This window comes from Leptotrichia wadei (genome assembly GCF_007990445.1).
Classification (GTDB): domain Bacteria; phylum Fusobacteriota; class Fusobacteriia; order Fusobacteriales; family Leptotrichiaceae; genus Leptotrichia; species Leptotrichia wadei_A.
The window spans coordinates 1,175,008-1,192,743 of record NZ_AP019841.1; the positions used below are offsets into that span (position 1 = coordinate 1,175,008).

Sequence of the window (17,736 nt, forward strand, 5' to 3'; positions counted from 1 at the left end):
ATTTATGCTTAACAAAAGAGAATTTTTAGAATAAATGGAGTTGATTATTTTCAAATTGAAGAAAAAGAAAAATATTCTGAAATATATAGAATAGAAATAGAAAATGATATTAAAATAGAATATTATTCAAAAGATTTAGAATATGAAAGTTTTGGAAATGTTGGCTTTTTATACAAAGAGAAAAATTTTGATATTGAAAATAAAAGTTTAAAAGGTAAGGAATTAAATTTTGAACGATACAGAGATAATAGAGATGAAATGAATGTAGAAAGAATTTCAAAAGAAGATTTTTTAAAAGAACTTGAAATTATTATTGTTGCCTATAAAGATATTTATAATGATATTGAAATAGAAGAAATATTTGGAAGGTTTAAAGAAAATTTTTAAATAAAAATACATTATCTTACAAAAAAGGATAGATGGCATTCTCAGATGAAAAATGTAGATTTTATTATTATTGTCAATTTCTTATTTTATTTTTTAATTGACATTTTGTACAAAAAAATTATAATAAATTGTACAAAAACTATAAAGGAGCGATAAATATGTTAGCTGTAAGTTTTTCAACATTGAGAAATAATTTAAAAAGTTATTGTGATAAAGCAGTGAAAGAAAATTCTGTAGCAAAATATATGTCTATTCCATAGCGATAATTAAAAATTATTTTTTTACTAACCTTTTTTCTCTACCTTACCTGATGAAATTTTATAAATTTACTCAAATTTCCGGATTTTTCTTACTTAATTTCTATAAACCTAAACAATTTTTCTATTTTTTCTAATTTCATCATTCTTTATCCTTTCCTTAAAACCTGGCAACTTAATTCTCTATTTTATTATGCCTTTAGAATTATACCTTAAAAAAAAGAATTTTCAAATTTTTATAATAAATTGTAACAACTTGGACAGTTTTTGTCCATTTATACAAAGTTTATAGATTTGATAATTTTTTTTTATGCAAAATATGCAAAATAAAATTATTTTAGATAAATTAATAAAAAAATCACAGCTAACTAAATAATTGTATAACTGTTATTTTATATATATTATAATTACTTTAAAATTTTTCTAAATTTTTAAGTTATAATTTACTGATTTTCAAATCCACCTGTATAAAGTTGATAATAAGTTCCCTTTTGAGCAATCAGTTCATCGTGATTTCCACGTTCAATAATTTTTCCTTGATCAAGTACCATTATCACATCAGAATTTTTAATAGTTGAAAGTCTGTGGGCGATTACAAATACTGTTCTTCCTACCATTAACTTATCCATTCCTTCCTGCACAATTTTTTCTGTTCTTGTATCAATGCTTGAAGTTGCTTCATCTAGAATTAAAACTGGTGGATCGGCGATTGCCGCTCTTGCTATTGATAATAATTGCCGCTGCCCTTGTGAAAGGCTGGAACCGTCACCACTTAAATAGGTGTTGTAGCCTTGTGGCAAGTGTTTTATAAAATGATCGGCATTGGCAAGTTTTGCGGCTGCACGTACTTCTTCATCTGTTGCATCAAGTTTTCCATATCTGATGTTGTCGGCAACTGTTCCAGAAAATAAGTGTGTGTCCTGCAATACAATTCCAAGCGATTCTCTTAAATCATGTTTTTTTATTTTTTCAATATTAATACCATCATATCGGATTTTTCCAGAGTTAATATCGTAAAATCTGTTAATTAAGTTTGTAATTGTAGTTTTTCCAGCTCCTGTTGCACCAACAAATGCGATTTTTTCTCCTGGCTTTGCATAAAGATTGATATTGTGAAGGATTGTTTTTTCATCATTGTAGCCAAATGTTACATCTTCAAAAACAACATCTCCCATTAGTCTTTCATAAGAAATCGTTCCGTCAGAATGTGGATATTTCCAGGCCCATGCACCTGTGTGCTTTTCTGTTTCTGTAATTTTTCCATTTTCATCAATATTTGCATTTACAAGAGTTACATAGCCGTTATCTTGCTCAGGTGTCTGATCTAACAGGTTAAATACTCTTTGAGCTCCAGCCGATGCCAATATTACTGATGTTAATTGCTGTGCAATTTGTGAAACAGGCTGATTTATTACTTTTATGAACTGTAAGAATGATACAAGTCCACCGATTGTAAATCCTGCAATATTATTAAACACTATTATTGAACCAAGAACCGCTGTAAGTACAAAGTTTATATTTCCAAGGTTTCCGACAGCAGGGCCTAGAATGTTTGCAAATTTCATTGCATTGTTTGCCCTGTTAAATAATGCCGTATTCAGCTTGTTAAAACGTTCATCAGCTTTTTTCTCATACGAAAATACTTTTACAACTTTCAGGCCTTCTATTATTTCCTCTACATATCCATTTACAATACCGATATTTCTTTGCTGTGCAGTATAGTTCTTTGAACTTTTTGCAGAAATAGTCTTTGTTGTGACAATCATAATTATAATCATTACTACTACAAAGAATGTCAATGGAACATTTAGGATGAACATTGAAATAAGTACGCTTATAATTGTAATGATTGAAGAAATTACTTGCGATAAACTTTCTACCATCATATTTCTCAATGCATCAATGTCACTTGAATAGACGCTCATTATATCTCCATGTGCATTCGTGTCAAAATATTTTATAGGAAGAGATTCCATATGTATAAATACATCATCTCTTAATTTTTTTAATGTCCCTTGTGCAATGTAAATCATAAAAACTTCATAAATATATGTACATGCAACTGCTCCGGCATAAACAGTTATCATCTTAAAAATTATTGAAATTAGGCTTTTTAAAAACTCTGGATTATTTTTTCCAATGTTTGGAATAATAACTCCATCTATTAATTCCTTTGAATACATCGTTCCGACAACCATTCCAAATGAACTAAGGCAAATAAATGCAATGACAAATAATGTACGAATCTTGTAATGCTTAAACATATACCCCAGTAGTCTTATTAACCCTTTTATCTGATTTTTAGATTCAGATTTTTGGGATTTTTTGTTATCTTTAGCCATTACTCATCACTCCCTTCTGTCTGAGATTCGTAAACTTCACGATATACGTTGCTCATTTTAATTAGTTCATCGTGTGTTCCTGCAGCTGTAATAACTCCATCCTCCAAAACTAATATTTTATCAGAATCCTTTATTGATGAGATTCTTTGACCAATAATAATTTTTGTAATATGTGGCAATTCATTTTTAAAGGCTTCTCTTATTAGTTTATCTGTTTTTGTGTCAACTGCACTGGTTGAATCATCTAAAATTAATATTTTTGGAGATTTTAGCAAAGCTCTTGCAATACATAGCCTTTGTCTTTGCCCTCCAGACACATTTGCTCCGCCACGTTCAATACGAGTATCGTACTTTTTAGGAAATTTTTGGATAAATTCATCAGCCTGTGCCAATTTACAGGCATGTTCCATTTCCTCATCAGTCGCATTCTCATTTCCCCAACGTAAATTGTCCTTTATACTTCCTGAAAACAGCACATTTTTTTGAAGAACCATCGCCACATTGTCACGAAGCGTCTTTATATCGTAATCTTTAACATTAACTCCTCCAACTAAAAGTTCTCCATCTAAAACATCATACAGTCTTGGAATTAACTGAACAAGAGCCGATTTTGCACTTCCAGTTCCACCGATAATCCCAATAGTTTCTCCAGATTTTATTTCCAGATTTATTTTTGTCAAATTTAGCACTTCAGGATTATTGCTGTAACTAAAGTCAACATTTTTAAATAAAATCGAACCATCTTTTACTTCAGTTATTCCATTTTCAGGGTTTTTAATGCTAGGCTCTTCATTTAAAACCATTGCGATTCTATCTCCTGATGCTCTTGAAAATACAATGTTTACAAGCATCATTGCGAGCATAAGAAGACTCATAAGAATATTTGTTGTATAGGCAAATAAACTTGTCAATTCTCCAGTTGTCAATTCACGCACGACAATCATCTTTGCACCAAACCAGGAAAGCAGCAAAATACATGAAAATACAGTCAGCTGCATTACTGGAGATACAAAAATTATAATGTTTTCTCCCTTTAATAGCATATTCTTCAAATTTTCCGTTGCCTTTTTAAATTTTCCTGTTTCATATTTTTCACGGATATATGCTTTTACAACACGGATTCCGTTAATGTTTTCCTGCAAACTGGCATTAATGTCGTCATATTTTCTAATTGCTGCAGTAAATATTGGATGAACTTTAAAAATGATAAAAGCTAGAAAAGTTCCTAAAAATAAAACTGCAACAACAAATATCATTGACAGTCCTGGATTTATCATAAAGGACATAAATATTGCAACACACATCATAAGCGGAGCCCTTACAAATCCTCTTATTAATAGTTGAAATGAATTTTGGATATTATTAACATCTGTTGTAAATCTTGTAATAAGTCCAGCTGTAGAAAATCTATCAATATTTGTAAACGAAAATGACTGTATTTTAGAAAACAAATCCTTTCTCAAATTTTTAGCAAATCCAGCCGAAGCATAAGAAGCATATTTACTGGCTTGTATTCCCGATAACAGCGACAACATCGCCACTCCCAGCGTTATAAGGCCCATAACGATAATAAAATTCATATCACCTTTTCCGTTATTTCCGTTAAGCCCATTGTCTATAATCATTGCCATAAGCGTCGGAATAAGCATTTCAAAAATAACTTCTATTCCAATGAATATAGGCGAAATCAATGCACTTTTTTTATATTCCCTAAGACTGGAAAATAATTTTTTTAACATTTAAATAAACACCTTTCCTTTCTTTTGATTTTTTTTATTAGAATAAATTAACTTATACTATTTCCATTTATTAACCAGCGAACTGGATATAAATTTCTTTTTTTATATTATATTACTCTCAATTTTAGTAGAATAATCAATATAAATTTAAAAGCACGAAACTTATTTTTTAATTAATAAATCTCAGTGCTTTTTTATTTAGTTATTTAAAAATTTTAATATTTATGATTCAAACTTAAATATCCAAATGTTCCATAAAATATCTTATTTGCAATCTCCACCAGTCCCAGTCGTGGGCTACATCATAACCCCAGAAATCTGTCCATGCTGGAACTTGTTTTTCATAAAGAATGTGTGCTAATTCCCTATTACTTGGAAGCAGTTCACCTTCCCATGCACCTTGCCCAATACATATAATGATATTTTTTTGTCTATACAAATCTAAATAATAATGATCCCAAGGCATATTTCTCAAGAAATCAACAACAGAGTTGTTATAAACTAAATCATCCTTATAATCTCCAAAGAACATTGACGCATCAAACATTCCGCTTAGTGAAATTAATGTGTCAAATAAGTCAGGTCTACGGAAAAATAAAATTCCCGCATGTGCTCCACCCATACTGCACCCTGTCACAATAATGTCACTTCTCCAAGAAATATCCTGAATTCTAGGTACAAATTCATTTGCAATATAATTAAACCATCTTTCCTGCATTTCTATTCTGTATCTTGGGTCACCGTTAATGTCTGACCAGCTTTCCCTGTCAACACTTCCCACACAGAATAATTGCAATCTTCCTTGCTCAATATAGTCTGATAAGACATCTACCATCCCAAATTCTTCATATTGATTGCAATCTCCATCTTGTGAAGGAAATACTAAAACTGGCTTCCCAGCATGTCCATATCTTTTAAATTCCATTTCTCTTCCAAGATTATGACTATATTCTTTTCTGTATTCTACTTGCATTTTTTCTCCCTATAATTTTTTTTATGCCTTTTCATGTATAAAGTTTATAAACTCTTCCATTTCCTCTTTTGTAGCAAATTTTGCTGTATACATATAATTTCCCATAGCTTCTGAAAAAATATCAGGCATTCTTTCATCCATTACAATCGCATTTCCATATTTTTGCTTAATTTCATCATGTGAATGAACATAATTGTTATTATCACGACGGCTGGCATAAACACAGTAATTTTTTTCTAAGTCTTCATTCAAGTTTGCATTTCTAATTTCATCAAAAGCTACCATATCAGCCCAAATTTGATAAACATCTGTATTATTGGCATAGTTGTACATATCAGGAGTATACCCGCCTGCAGGACGCATATTTGCTTCCAGCCCAATATAATCACCTTTTTTACCTAATCCATCCTTATCTTCATTAAGTTTAAAAAATTCCAAGTGAACAAATCTGCTTTTCACTCCAAATCCTTTTATAGATTTTCTTCCTGCATCCAGCAATTTTTCAGGCATTTTCTTTTGCACATAATAAAAAACATCAAGCCCGTCATTTACAACATCCATAATTGCAGGTTCAAATATACCAGTTTCAAAAAGAGGATTACCATTAGAGTCAATAATGGCATCGTAAGATACAAGATCTCCATCAACATACTCTTCCATAATATATTTTACATCTTTATTACGATTTTCAAAAAATGCCTTTAACTCTTCTTCATTTTTAATTTTATGAGTATCGCTCGCTCCAACTCCATTGTCAGGCTTGGTTACAACTGGATACCCGACTTTTTCAATAAATTTTTTCGCTTTTGTAGGTGTTGTCACTAATGAAAAATCGGCAAACGGCACTTTTGCCTTCTTATACGCTTTTTTCATTTTCGATTTTTCTTTAATATTAGCAATCTTGTCAGCTTTTATTCCTGTTGTAATATTAAAATCAGAACGAAGCTGTGCATCTTGTGCAAGCCAGTATTCATTATTAGATTCAAGCCAGTCTATTTTTCCATATTTATGAGTAAAAAAAGCCACTGCCTTCAATACTTCATCATAATTTTCAAGACTAGAAACCTTATAATATTCAGTCAAGCTGTCCTTTAATTTTTGATCCAGCTGATCATATTCTACATCTGCTATCCCTAATATATTTACTCCATTTTTTTTCAATCTATCACAAAATTCCCAGTTTGTTTTTGGAAATTGTGGTGAAATATAAACGAAATTCATTTTCTATTCATCTCCTTAATTTATTTATAAATGATTTAATTAAATTAACTGTATTTCATTATATCATAAAAAATATATATTTTACAAGTCGATTATGATACAAATTTCTCAATTTTTTAAATATAACTTTTTAATACTTGATTATTTTTTTCTAATATTTCTATATTTTCAAACTTTCAACAATTCTAAAATTTTTAAATCCTAATCTTTAGGTCTCTTTATTCGTGCTATTATTACATATTTCTCTAATGAATCAAATATACTAAAATTGCTATTGCTATTTTGCTATTTTAAAGTTCAATTTTTTTAATAAATATAATTGCAAATTTTATTCTCAAAAAAACTATTTAAAACTTGGTTAAAAGTGATTCCTTAAATATATTTCGTATACTTCAAAAAGGATGTGTAAAAATTTTTGTATAAATAGAACAGCAAAGTATTAAATTTACTGGATTTATCTATTAGTTTACACAAAATTATGAACACTCTCTTCAAAAGGCAACGAACACTCCTTCAATTTATAATTTATAAAATTCAATATTCTCTCTGCATCTTTCTCATCCTCGATAATCATTCCTCTGTTTTTAAAAATTTGCATGTCAAAAATTTATGTTTCGTCATTATAATAATTTCTCCTATAAAAAAGCCCTGCGTAGGCATACTAACCTTGTATTATTTAAAATACTGCAGGGGGTTTGATATATTTTATTTTATATTATTTTTTTGAAAATGTCAATTGGGAATTTTTTATTTCTTAGGTGGTTTAAAATTATTTTTAAATTCCTCAACAATATCATCCATATCAAGATAGTTAGTTGGTCTTCCTTCTTTAATATATCTAATACACAAATTTTTCAATGTTATTATGTAAGCTTCTCCCATAGCTTTTGTTATAGCAGCGGCTGTTCCGATTGAAGCCACTGAACCAACAATAGGAATAAATTTTAATAGATTAGAAGCTACTGTTCTTCCAATCATAGAAGCACCAATAACAGTTCCTAGTCCACTAACAATCATTTTAGCTTCTGTTTCAACATTAAATTTTTCATTTATTTGATAGATCATATTTAACTGTATTCCTGAAATAGGAATCGCATCTGCAAAAGGTATTGGTATAACTCCTACTCCACCTGCTGCTACAGAACTCATATCAACAATTTCTCTCGCTTTCTTTTCTTGATACTCTACTTCTTCAATTTCTTCTTCTTGCTTTCTTTTTTTCTCTATTCTTTCATTCTCTTGATCTATTTCCTCGTCTTTTCCTGCTTCCTTTTTTAAATTGTTTAATTCTTTTTTAAGTTTTTCAAATTCATCATCATAATAATTTCCACTCATTTTCAGTATCTCCTATTTTTTATTTAATATTATTTTTTTAATAACTCATCTAATTCTTCTACAGAATAAATGATTTTTTCTTTTGAAACTCCCATTATTTTAGCATATTCAACACTATAAATCATTTGTTGAGTCGCATTATTTTTTTTTGAAAAAGATTCAATTAATAATTTTTGTCTTTGTTTATATTCTTCTTGTACCTGTTGAATAAATTCATACAAAGTCTTTGTTATCTCTCTATCGATTTTTTGTATTCTTTCGTAGAATTCTTTTATCAATTTTTGTTCATTTAAATTTTTAATTGTATTAAATATAGAATATAAAAACTTATCTAAATATTCCTTTATGTAAGGACCATAACGTATAATTAATTCTTTAAATACTAACATTATTAATCTTACCCAAGCGACATAATTTAAATGGAGAATAAATTGTACCATATTGCCACCTGAACGAAGTCCTGCATCAATACCATCTATTAAACAAAAAGTTGTATATCCTATAAGTAACATTAATCTCAGATCTCCGTGTTTTTCAGTTGGAATACATTCTTTCCAATCTTTCTTTTCAAAATATCTTTTTTTAATCACCCATAAACTTCTAATCATTAATTCTTGTATTAAAACAGGAATTGACATTGTTACTCCGAAACGGGCATCGTATCCTTCTTGAAAAACTCTTGTCATTGTTACAGCTAATGTTTGTCTATCATTTCCATTTTGAAATTTACCAAAATCACACATCAAAAATAATTCCATGAAAGGAATCGGTATTCCTGAACCTCTTCCAGCATTTATTTTTCCTCTTCCACCTGAACTTCCAGATAGATCAGACATTATGTGTCCAATCCAATTACAGAATCCGCAAAATAATTTTTCAATAAAATTATTCCCTTTCAATTCAAATTTTCCATCTGATGTATCAATATTAAATATTTTCCCTTCACTAACAAATGTTGCAGTAGATGTAAATTGATTTAATATTGAAAAAAATAATCCAATGATATCAGGTGAATGGCTTAGTGATTTTATATGATGATTTTTAGTTCCCATTTTAAATAATTTGTTTACATCGGTTGTATTTCTTTGATCATAGTTCACTCTAAACTTACCTTCAAGAAATCCTATCGCAGAAGCTACATTATTCTCATTATCTATTTTAGGTTTCCAACCACTCACTTTAGCAAATTTTTTTACTAATTCATCTGCTCCATCATCTGTCAAACTTCCTAATTTACTTAAACTAGGATTTCCAACAAAAAAGACATCAATAATTCCTGCAATAGCTCCACTAAAGCCAGCAATCATGAAATCATATCTATCACAGGTCGACAACTTCCATTCTTTTTCTTTTAATTCGTACTTATTCATTTGACACAAATTCTCCTATTTTAGTCGATAACGATTCAGAAATATTCATTAATGTTGCTAATTTTTCTTTATTTTCTATCGAAAATTGATTATAATCATTTTTATATTTTATTAATTCAAATCCATTTTCAATATTATTAGAAATTTCTTTTATTTCTTTTTCAGACATTAAAACTTTAATATCTAATTTCATTATTTTCATCATTTCTTTTTTTATTTCTAATATTTGTTCTTCAATTTTATCAGCAGCTTCTTTATTTTTACCATTTAAGATCAATCCAGCACCTAATAATGCACTTCCTCCTATAGCCCAACCTATTGGTCCTGCTAATGCTAGAAGCGCTTCCCCACCTACAATTCCACCTCCTCCTGCAGCTAATGCTCCTCCACCAAGCCAGGCTAATGCAGCATTTGTTGCAGCAGCACCTGATAAACTTGCTATTGCTGTTCCAGTAGAAGCCGTTCCAAACGTTGTTGCTATTGCCATCGCCGCCGTTGGAGCAAATGCAGCGACTCCTGCACCAGCTAATGCTCCTGCACCAGCCACAGCTGTTGGAACTACTTTTGCTTGATTAACCTCTTTTGCTACTTCTTCAATTTTATTGTCAAATTTTTTTATATTCATCTCTATTTTACCTAAAATAGTTTCAAACTCTATTGGTTTATTTGACAACTTCTGAATATAACTACTAAAATTTTTAAGTATTTCAACAGCATATACTTTTTTCTCATATAATGATTCAGAGTGATTTACAGTATTAGCTAATGTTCTTTTGTAATCTTCATATACTTCCTCTAAATCTTTTTTTGCTCTTTCTTTCAATTCTGCGTTAAACATATTTTATTCTCCTACTTTTCCAATATTCTTTTTAATCCAATTAATTTTTTTAGATTTTCTTTAACTTCTAATAAATTTTGTTCATCTTTTTTTGTTTTATCTGTTTTATTTTCTAAATCTATTATATATTCTTTATAATCCTCAATCAATTTTTCATATTCTTTTTTTCTTTCTTCAGTTAATTTCTTTTTTATTTGTTTTATATCAAATTTTTCTATTTTAATATTATTGTTTTTTAAAACAAATAATTTCTTTTCCTTTAACTCAACACATCTTAAAACATCAGTAAAAAAACATCCTGAATCTAAATTTATACAATTATTTTTAATGCTAATATCTTTTTGTGGGGTATGACCATAATATACGATTTTTCCTGTATTATTTTTTTATACCAATCATCTCGAGTCCATAATAAATATTTAATTTCTTGATCTTCCAAATTTTTAGAAAAATCAATTCCTGCATGAACAAATAAATGATTTTCACTCTCAACGATATGAGGCATTTTTTCAATAAAATTAAATAACCATTTTTCTTCATAGAATTTATTATTTTTCCAATATTCATCTATTGTTTTTTTCTTCTGTTTGATGTTCAAAAAAGATTTTACAGTAACATTTCCACCATTATATAACCAATTTAAACGAGAATTTTCATCATTTATTGATTCAAAAAGCATATTTTCGTGATTTCCCATTAAGTGAATAATATTGTAACCTTTTTGAATCATTTCTTCATACCAATTATATAACTCAAAAGAAAATTTCCCTCTATCACAACTATCTCCAAGAATCAGTAGTAAATCTTCTTTTTTCAAATCTATTTTTTCTATTAGTTTTTCAAACAAATCGAATCTTCCATGAATATCTGTCAAAACAAAAATTTTTTGATAATCATCTTCTTTAATTTTTCTTATATTTAGTCCCATTTTTCCATCATCTTCCAAAGTATTAAAATTAATTTTTATTTATAATTTAAGCTTTGTTAATATTATACCTCAAATAAAAGATTTTTACAATTTATTTTATAAAAATCTTACTTATACTCATTCAAGTCAATCCCCTGATCCAATGCTGCAAAAATGCACCCACAATAGCATTGACGATAAACATCATATTCTGCGCACATATCGACTGAACGCTTGTAACCATTATTTTTCTTAAAATCTGATGGCAAATAATTTACATCAAAAATTTCTTGAATTTCTAATCCAAGAGTGTTTATTAATTGGCTATTTTTATGAGGACTTAATGTTAATGCGCTTCCAAAATAATCAAATCCTAACTCTTGGGCCTTTTTTGCAACAATATCTAATCTCATTTGAAAGCAAACAGTACATCTCTCTCCACCTTCTTTTTCGTTTTCTAATCCTTTCACAGCTCGATAAAAGTCAGCTGGTTTGTACTCATCTTCAATAAATCCAACATTATTTCCTGTTCGTTCGTTAAATTTATTTATAAACTCTTCTTGTACTAAGGCTCTTTTCTTATATTCAGCTTTAGGATGAATATTATTATTTGCGAACAACACTGTCACATCAGCATATTGTGTAAGAAACTCCAAAGTATACGTGCTACAAGGTGCACAACAGCTATGAATCATTATTTTAGGACGAATATTTTTACTTTTCCAATCTGAAATTAATTTCGTCAAAATTGTATGATAATTGATTTTTTGATTTGGATTCATTCTCTCTAAAATTTCTTTTGCATTTTTTATGTCTTTTTCAATAAAATTTTCTTTATTTTCCATAAAAATTATTTTCTCCTCTTTATTTCTGCTAGTTTTTATTATATTTTGTTTAAAAGGTGGAATTATATTTAATCGTTTTTTAATTATAAATTGTTTGTTTCTACGAAATTATATACTTAAAATTTTTTAAACTTTTGATTTATAAAAAATTAGACTTGCTCAAATAATTGCAAAAATTAATTTTGAATTACTAAACAAGTCTAAAGAAATCTATTTATTTATTTATTTTATTATATTCTTCCAACGCTTTTTTCAATACTTTCATTCCATTTTCAATTTCAATTAAGTTATGTGTACAGAATGAGAATCTGGCTTCCTTTATACCTTTTCCAGGTGTTGTATAAAATCCAGGCCCAGGTGCAAATGATAATGTTTGATTTTCATATCTAAATTCTGTTAATAGCCAAATTGCAAATTTTTCAATATCATCTACAGGCAATTCAGCAATTAAATACAATGAACTACTTGGCTTGTATGTTACAACACCAGGTATTTTAGTAATATTGTTGTAGATCATATCCCGTCTAACTTTATACTCCAACTTTGTATTATCAATGTATGTATCCAGCGTATTTATCAAGTTTGTACTAGCATATTGTTCAATTGTTGAAACTGATAATCTAGCCTGACAAAATTTCAATGCTTGTGCCATAAAATCTTTATTTTTAGAAGCAATAACACCAATTCTTGCTCCAGTTGCACTATAGTGCTTAGAAATACTATCCACAAGAATTACTCTATCTTCAATTTCTGGAATTGACATGAATGATTGATAACTTTTTGCAATTTCTTCATCATAAATAAATTGTCTGTAAACTTCATCTGTAACTATGTATAAGTCATATTTTATCGCAATTTCTTTTATTAATTCTGTTTCCTCTGGTCTAAAAACAATCCCTGTCGGATTACTTGGATTAGAAAACATAATTGCCTTAGTTTTTGGGGTAATTAATTTTTCAATTTCTTCTCTTGCTGGTAAATGATAATGATTTTCAATTGAAGTTTCAATTGGAACTAATTTTGCATCTGCAATTCTCAAAAAACTGTCATAATTAGTATAATATGGCTCAGGCACTAAAACTTCATCCCCAGGATTACAAAGAGTTTGAAGTGTAATTTGAATTGCTTCACTTCCACCTTGAGTAACCAAAATTTCTTCTGGTAAAAGATCAATTTCAACTTTTTTATAAGATTTAGAAAATGACTCTCTAAGTTCTATTATTCCAGCTGAATTTGTATATTTTACAATTTTTTCTTTGTAGTTATTCAATCCTTCAAAAAATGTATCTGGCGTCTCCACATCAGGTTGACCAATATGTAACTGATACACTTTTACTCCATTTCTTTTAGCCTCATCAATGTATGGAACTAATTTTCTAATCGGTGAATAGTGCATATTTAAAGCTCTATTTGAAAACTTTTTCATTTTATAATTTTTCCTTTCTTCTTCTTAAATTATCTGTTTGCTAAAAAGCTCTACTGTCTGTAATAATGTTTTTCTTTTGCTATAATAAACTTTTTGCAAAATACTATTTTTTATTATATTTTTCATTCAATGCTTTTAAAATAGCAAATGTTTCAACATCCATTTCTCCACTATAATTTGATGGTCTAAAATGGTGTTGGAATACTTTTATTACATTTTTAGTTTGTTTATCCCAAGCTCCAGTTATACTTATACCGTATCCAAATTTATTTAATTCTTTTTGAATTTCAGCAACAGGTATCATACTCAATTTAGTCGAATATTCTCTTTCATAATTATTTTTTGTATCGTTATCATACCACATTCCAATATTGTATTTTGTGTACAATTCTCTCCAAGGGAATAATGGACCTGGATCAGATTTTCTTTGTGGCGCAATATCTGAATGTCCTAAAATATTCGTTGCAGGAATTTCATATTTATCAGCTAAATATTTAACTAAAACAGCAACCTCTTTTATTTGGAAATCTTTATATGGCACAAATGTTCCACTGACATCTCCACCATTTACAATTTCAATTCCAATTGAAGTATCATTTAAATTGTTTCTTCCTTTCCAATCACTAACTCCAGCATGCCAGGCTCTCTTATTTTCATCTACCAATGAATAAACTGGTTCTGATTTGTCATCTGAAACCATGTAATGCGCACTTACTTCATTTTTTGTCAAAGTTTTTAATGACGAATCTCTATTTCCTGCCGTATAATGCAAGATTATGAATTTCTGTCTATAATCTTGACCTTGAGAACTATACGAAGTATCTACTCTGATTGTTCCTGCTGAATTTGATATTGTTTCAGTTCCGCCTCTTTGGGCATCTGTGCTTATACGGGTGTTTTGTCCGTTATTATTGTCATTTCTGCCGTAACCAGACTGATCCCTGATTACTTGCCCGTTATTATCAATACGTATTTCTATTGGTTTTTTTACATCTTTTGAAACATTTTGATTATGTGCATTTAATATATTTCCAACAGATAATATTGATGCTAAAAATAATAAATTTGCTATATTTTTTTTCATTTAGTTATTATCCTCCTGTTTTAATTTTTATTGTATTAATAAACTTAATTTTTAACTTATGGTGAATTATCCAGAAATTTAATTTATTGATTATTTCCAATTTGCTTTTTACTGCTTTTTATTTTATATTTTTTATTTGCATTAACAGTATTTCCATCTTTTAATTGGAAATAGTAAATGATTGCTAATATTGCAATGAAAATTCTCATAATTGCAGTGACATTTGCGTCAAAATCTAGCCATATCATTATAGAAATTATAAAATTTATTGCTGAAATTATTATTAACAGTGCATTTTTTCTGCTTACTGCAATGAAAATAAGCATTATTGATGAAAAAATAAATAATACTCTTGTGCCGCCAATAAACATAGTGTAGGAACTTGCAGTTGAAGCTATGTCATTTATATAGGGTGAACTTGTCAGAATTACACGGGAAATATTTATGCAGATAAGGCTCGCTATAAATATAAGGAAGCAAATTGTCAGATCTCTCGCATCTTTTTTACCTTCCTTTTCTTTTTCTGCCCTAGTTTTATCACCCTTTTTTTTAGTTTCCATATTTTCAAGCTGAAATACTGAAAGAAATAGCATGATAAAGAAAACCAGTTCTACAATGCCCAAATATGTTGTTGTATGAAACAGCCTGTCATTTGTATATTCATGAAAAATTGAGTTATAAAAATCATAATTTACAAATATGTAAAGGACAGATGTCACTATTGCCGCTATTTTTTTGTAAGAAAACATAATCTACTCCTCCGAAAATCTATTTATCCAGCTTAAATAATTTGAATCTGTAATATTCAGGGCCTCTATATTTGCCTGAAAATTAACATCATCATCATATATCTTGAATATAATTGGCGCAAGTATCTTCAATGTCTGCGTTTCAAATATTCCGTGAATATTCATGCTGTAAATAATAGGTTTTTGAAATTTTAAAAGTTGGCTGTTTGTCTGTTTTATCTCATATAAAAGCGCCAGAAGATTTATTTTCTTAAGATCATTGTTTCTATCTTCAAGCACTACGTCAATCTGGTCTGAAAGAAGCTTTTTATATCTCCAGGACTGATGTTCCTTATGAATTTTGCTTTGTATCAAAAATTTTAATTTAGGCGAGAATAAAATCAAGTTATGTAAATTTCTTTCATATTTTATAGAAAAATCCCTTTCAAAGAAAGTGCTCACAGCTTTTAGCAGGTCGTTCTGAACGCTATAAATATTATTTTCATCATAAATTTTATTAACTAAAATTGATTTCTGCTCATTAAATGTATCGTAAAGATAAATTTCAATCTCATATTTTTCCACATTCGGCATTTTTAAAATATTTCCTGCTAAAACAAAGTTCAAGTTATTATTCTGCTGTCTTATCAGTTTCATATAATCTATGCTGTAACGTTTTTTAGATACAAATAAACTTTCTTTGTTATAGGCTACTGCCAGCTGATAATTTAAGTTTGTCTTATAATGCAAATTCTCGTTTAAGTACAATGGCAGCGAAACAGCCAGATTTTCAGCTAATTCTGATTTTTCTCCTATCGAAGTAAATGTCAGTATAAGGACATTTGGCTTTACCCTTCTGCTTTGATTTAACATAAACTCTGGATGATTGAACTCATAATACCAAATTGGCTTATTTGTTGAAAAAAAGTGATTTGAAGCACTTTCATCGTTATTTAAACTTTCAGAATTTACTTTCATTTTCCAAAAATAATCTTCATAATACATAAATTTCTTATAATGCTCAATCCAAGGGAACTTAGATGTAAATTTACATAATTCCAGCCCTTCCTTATACAAGTTTCTCACCTTATAGTATTTTAGAACATTTAAGGCAGTATATGCATTATGCTTTTCTGGATTATAGTATGCAAGCACATATTGCTTAAATTCGTCGTAAAGTTCATTAAGAATATAAATGCTTGATGTAATATACATAACTTCTGAATTGTATCCAGATTCCTTTAATGCATTTATTAAAAAGAAATTTCCGCTTTCCTTGTCGCCTTTTTTAAAGAAAACCATCGCTCTCATCATTTTAGCGCGCCAGTTCCCGCTTATTTCAGACAACTTCTCAAGTTTGCTTTCATATTCCTTAACATTTCTCCGTTTAACAATGTCAAAGTACTTTTTAAATGCCGTTGCTGAATTTGGATTAATCTCAAGCGCATCGTAGTATTTTCTTTCAGCTTCAGGAACTTTTCCACAAAGCTCCAAAACTTCTGCATATGCTATACAAAGCCCTTCTGTAATATTGTCAATATTCAAATTTTTTTCATATAGCTCAAGTGCATTTTGATAAGCTCCAGTTTTTGTATGATAAGTTCCAAGTAAAATCATTTTTCTTTCAAAATTTTCATCTGCCGCATAAAATCTTAACACAGCTTCCTTTACTTCCGTATAAACTCCCTTGGAAAAAGCGTCCTGGATTATCGGGTACAGCCCATCCATATTATTCCAGTTTTTTCTTATAGATGGATACAATTTTTTATCAAGCCAGTCTTTTTTTGGCATCTTAAATTCTTTCCCAAAATCATCATAATAGGAAACTTCCGTAAAGTCATCTGAATAATTGCCATTCTCCATCATTTCAGACTCATTATTTGCAATATCGTAAATTTGCCTTCTGATTTGAGCATTTTTAGCGGCATTATTATTTCCGCTGCCAGCTGTTTCCTTTTCCTTTTCTTTCTCCTTCTTTTCGGAAGATTTAAAAAAATCAAAAATCCCCATACATCCTCCTAACTAATATAATATTTATACAGTTATTTAAAAAATCTAAAAATTCAATAAGCATAATATTTTTACTTGACAAGGTGACAAGATGAAAAATTCATTTTTTTTATTTCCTGCCATTATAATATATGTTATTCAATTTTTATGACTTTTACAAATACCTAAATATAATATTTATAGCGATTATTTTTCTTTTTTAAAAATTTAAAATGTAATCACTATATTATTGTTACGCTATAAATAGTATAGCACAATTTTTTAAATAATACAT

At 28.9% G+C, this 17,736-nt stretch carries 15 protein-coding genes; 1 reads left to right on the forward strand and 14 read right to left on the reverse strand.

Annotation, left to right across the window (positions count from 1 at the left end; translation table 11 throughout):
* Positions 1-258: 258 nt before the first annotated feature.
* Positions 259-387 carry a hypothetical protein gene (locus tag FVE74_RS12125; protein WP_269473144.1) on the forward strand — a complete coding sequence of 43 codons (129 nt, stop codon included), beginning with the start codon at positions 259-261 and terminating at the stop codon, positions 385-387.
* A gap of 700 nt (positions 388-1,087) precedes the next feature.
* On the opposite strand, the gene FVE74_RS05610 is transcribed toward FVE74_RS12125, so the two are convergent.
* The 14 genes from FVE74_RS05610 to FVE74_RS05675 form a co-directional block, all read right to left on the reverse strand.
* A complete protein-coding gene (locus tag FVE74_RS05610) occupies positions 1,088-2,986 on the reverse strand; it encodes an ABC transporter ATP-binding protein (protein ID WP_147003611.1) in 1,899 nt (632 codons plus the stop codon).
* A complete protein-coding gene (locus FVE74_RS05615) occupies positions 2,986-4,725 on the reverse strand; it encodes an ABC transporter ATP-binding protein (protein ID WP_147003612.1) in 1,740 nt (579 codons plus the stop codon). The genes FVE74_RS05610 and FVE74_RS05615 overlap by 1 nt, the downstream gene beginning before the upstream one ends.
* A 235-nt stretch (positions 4,726-4,960) precedes the next feature.
* Entirely contained in the window at positions 4,961-5,698 is a 738-nt protein-coding gene (locus FVE74_RS05620; protein WP_147003613.1) for an esterase family protein, read from the reverse strand.
* 21 nt (positions 5,699-5,719) lie between these two features.
* Positions 5,720-6,919: an ATP-grasp domain-containing protein gene (locus FVE74_RS05625; protein WP_147003614.1), complete on the reverse strand. Its 1,200-nt coding sequence runs from the start codon at positions 6,917-6,919 to the stop codon at positions 5,720-5,722.
* Between the two features lie 747 nt (positions 6,920-7,666).
* Positions 7,667-8,254, reverse strand: a complete 588-nt coding sequence (locus FVE74_RS05635; RefSeq protein WP_147003615.1) for a YcjF family protein — start codon at positions 8,252-8,254, stop codon at positions 7,667-7,669.
* A gap of 29 nt (positions 8,255-8,283) precedes the next feature.
* Positions 8,284-9,624, reverse strand: coding sequence for a hypothetical protein (locus FVE74_RS05640; protein ID WP_147003616.1), 1,341 nt, complete (start codon positions 9,622-9,624; stop codon positions 8,284-8,286).
* Positions 9,617-10,462 (reverse strand): hypothetical protein, encoded by an 846-nt coding sequence (locus FVE74_RS11770; RefSeq protein ID WP_197735147.1) that lies wholly within the window; start codon positions 10,460-10,462, stop codon positions 9,617-9,619. Before FVE74_RS11770 ends, FVE74_RS05640 begins: the two co-directional genes overlap by 8 nt.
* A gap of 11 nt (positions 10,463-10,473) precedes the next feature.
* A complete protein-coding gene (locus FVE74_RS11495) occupies positions 10,474-10,611 on the reverse strand; it encodes a hypothetical protein (protein WP_172617439.1) in 138 nt (45 codons plus the stop codon).
* 161 nt (positions 10,612-10,772) lie between these two features.
* Entirely contained in the window at positions 10,773-11,390 is a 618-nt protein-coding gene (locus FVE74_RS05650; RefSeq protein ID WP_147003617.1) for a metallophosphoesterase, read from the reverse strand.
* Positions 11,391-11,497: 107 nt separating this feature from the next.
* Positions 11,498-12,214 carry an epoxyqueuosine reductase QueH gene (locus FVE74_RS05655; RefSeq protein ID WP_147003618.1) on the reverse strand — a complete coding sequence of 239 codons (717 nt, stop codon included), beginning with the start codon at positions 12,212-12,214 and terminating at the stop codon, positions 11,498-11,500.
* Between the two features lie 214 nt (positions 12,215-12,428).
* Positions 12,429-13,640 carry a pyridoxal phosphate-dependent aminotransferase gene (locus FVE74_RS05660; RefSeq protein WP_147003619.1) on the reverse strand — a complete coding sequence of 404 codons (1,212 nt, stop codon included), beginning with the start codon at positions 13,638-13,640 and terminating at the stop codon, positions 12,429-12,431.
* 103 nt (positions 13,641-13,743) lie between these two features.
* Positions 13,744-14,724, reverse strand: a complete 981-nt coding sequence (locus FVE74_RS05665; RefSeq protein ID WP_147003620.1) for an N-acetylmuramoyl-L-alanine amidase — start codon at positions 14,722-14,724, stop codon at positions 13,744-13,746.
* A gap of 83 nt (positions 14,725-14,807) precedes the next feature.
* Complete coding sequence (locus FVE74_RS05670; RefSeq protein ID WP_147003621.1) at positions 14,808-15,473, reverse strand: hypothetical protein; 666 nt, start codon at positions 15,471-15,473, stop codon at positions 14,808-14,810.
* 3 nt (positions 15,474-15,476) lie between these two features.
* Positions 15,477-17,462 (reverse strand): tetratricopeptide repeat protein, encoded by a 1,986-nt coding sequence (locus tag FVE74_RS05675; protein WP_147003622.1) that lies wholly within the window; start codon positions 17,460-17,462, stop codon positions 15,477-15,479.
* Positions 17,463-17,736: the final 274 nt, after the last annotated feature.

Excerpts from the sequence above, each read along its gene's own strand:
- FVE74_RS05610 (WP_147003611.1), bottom strand. The coding sequence starts at position 2,986 with ATGGCTAAAGATAACAAAAAATCCCAAAAATCTGAATCTAAAAATCAG.
- FVE74_RS05675 (WP_147003622.1), bottom strand. The coding sequence starts at position 17,462 with ATGGGGATTTTTGATTTTTTTAAATCTTCCGAAAAGAAGGAGAAAGAA.
- FVE74_RS05655 (WP_147003618.1), bottom strand. The coding sequence starts at position 12,214 with ATGGAAAATAAAGAAAATTTTATTGAAAAAGACATAAAAAATGCAAAA.
- FVE74_RS05650 (WP_147003617.1), bottom strand. The coding sequence starts at position 11,390 with ATGGGACTAAATATAAGAAAAATTAAAGAAGATGATTATCAAAAAATT.
- FVE74_RS05620 (WP_147003613.1), bottom strand. The coding sequence starts at position 5,698 with ATGCAAGTAGAATACAGAAAAGAATATAGTCATAATCTTGGAAGAGAA.
- FVE74_RS05665 (WP_147003620.1), bottom strand. The coding sequence starts at position 14,724 with ATGAAAAAAAATATAGCAAATTTATTATTTTTAGCATCAATATTATCT.
- FVE74_RS05660 (WP_147003619.1), bottom strand. The coding sequence starts at position 13,640 with ATGAAAAAGTTTTCAAATAGAGCTTTAAATATGCACTATTCACCGATT.
- FVE74_RS12125 (WP_269473144.1), top strand. The coding sequence starts at position 259 with ATGAATGTAGAAAGAATTTCAAAAGAAGATTTTTTAAAAGAACTTGAA.
- FVE74_RS05625 (WP_147003614.1), bottom strand. The coding sequence starts at position 6,919 with ATGAATTTCGTTTATATTTCACCACAATTTCCAAAAACAAACTGGGAA.
- FVE74_RS05635 (WP_147003615.1), bottom strand. The coding sequence starts at position 8,254 with ATGAGTGGAAATTATTATGATGATGAATTTGAAAAACTTAAAAAAGAA.
- FVE74_RS11770 (WP_197735147.1), bottom strand. The coding sequence starts at position 10,462 with ATGTTTAACGCAGAATTGAAAGAAAGAGCAAAAAAAGATTTAGAGGAA.
- FVE74_RS05640 (WP_147003616.1), bottom strand. The coding sequence starts at position 9,624 with ATGAATAAGTACGAATTAAAAGAAAAAGAATGGAAGTTGTCGACCTGT.
- FVE74_RS05615 (WP_147003612.1), bottom strand. The coding sequence starts at position 4,725 with ATGTTAAAAAAATTATTTTCCAGTCTTAGGGAATATAAAAAAAGTGCA.
- FVE74_RS05670 (WP_147003621.1), bottom strand. The coding sequence starts at position 15,473 with ATGTTTTCTTACAAAAAAATAGCGGCAATAGTGACATCTGTCCTTTAC.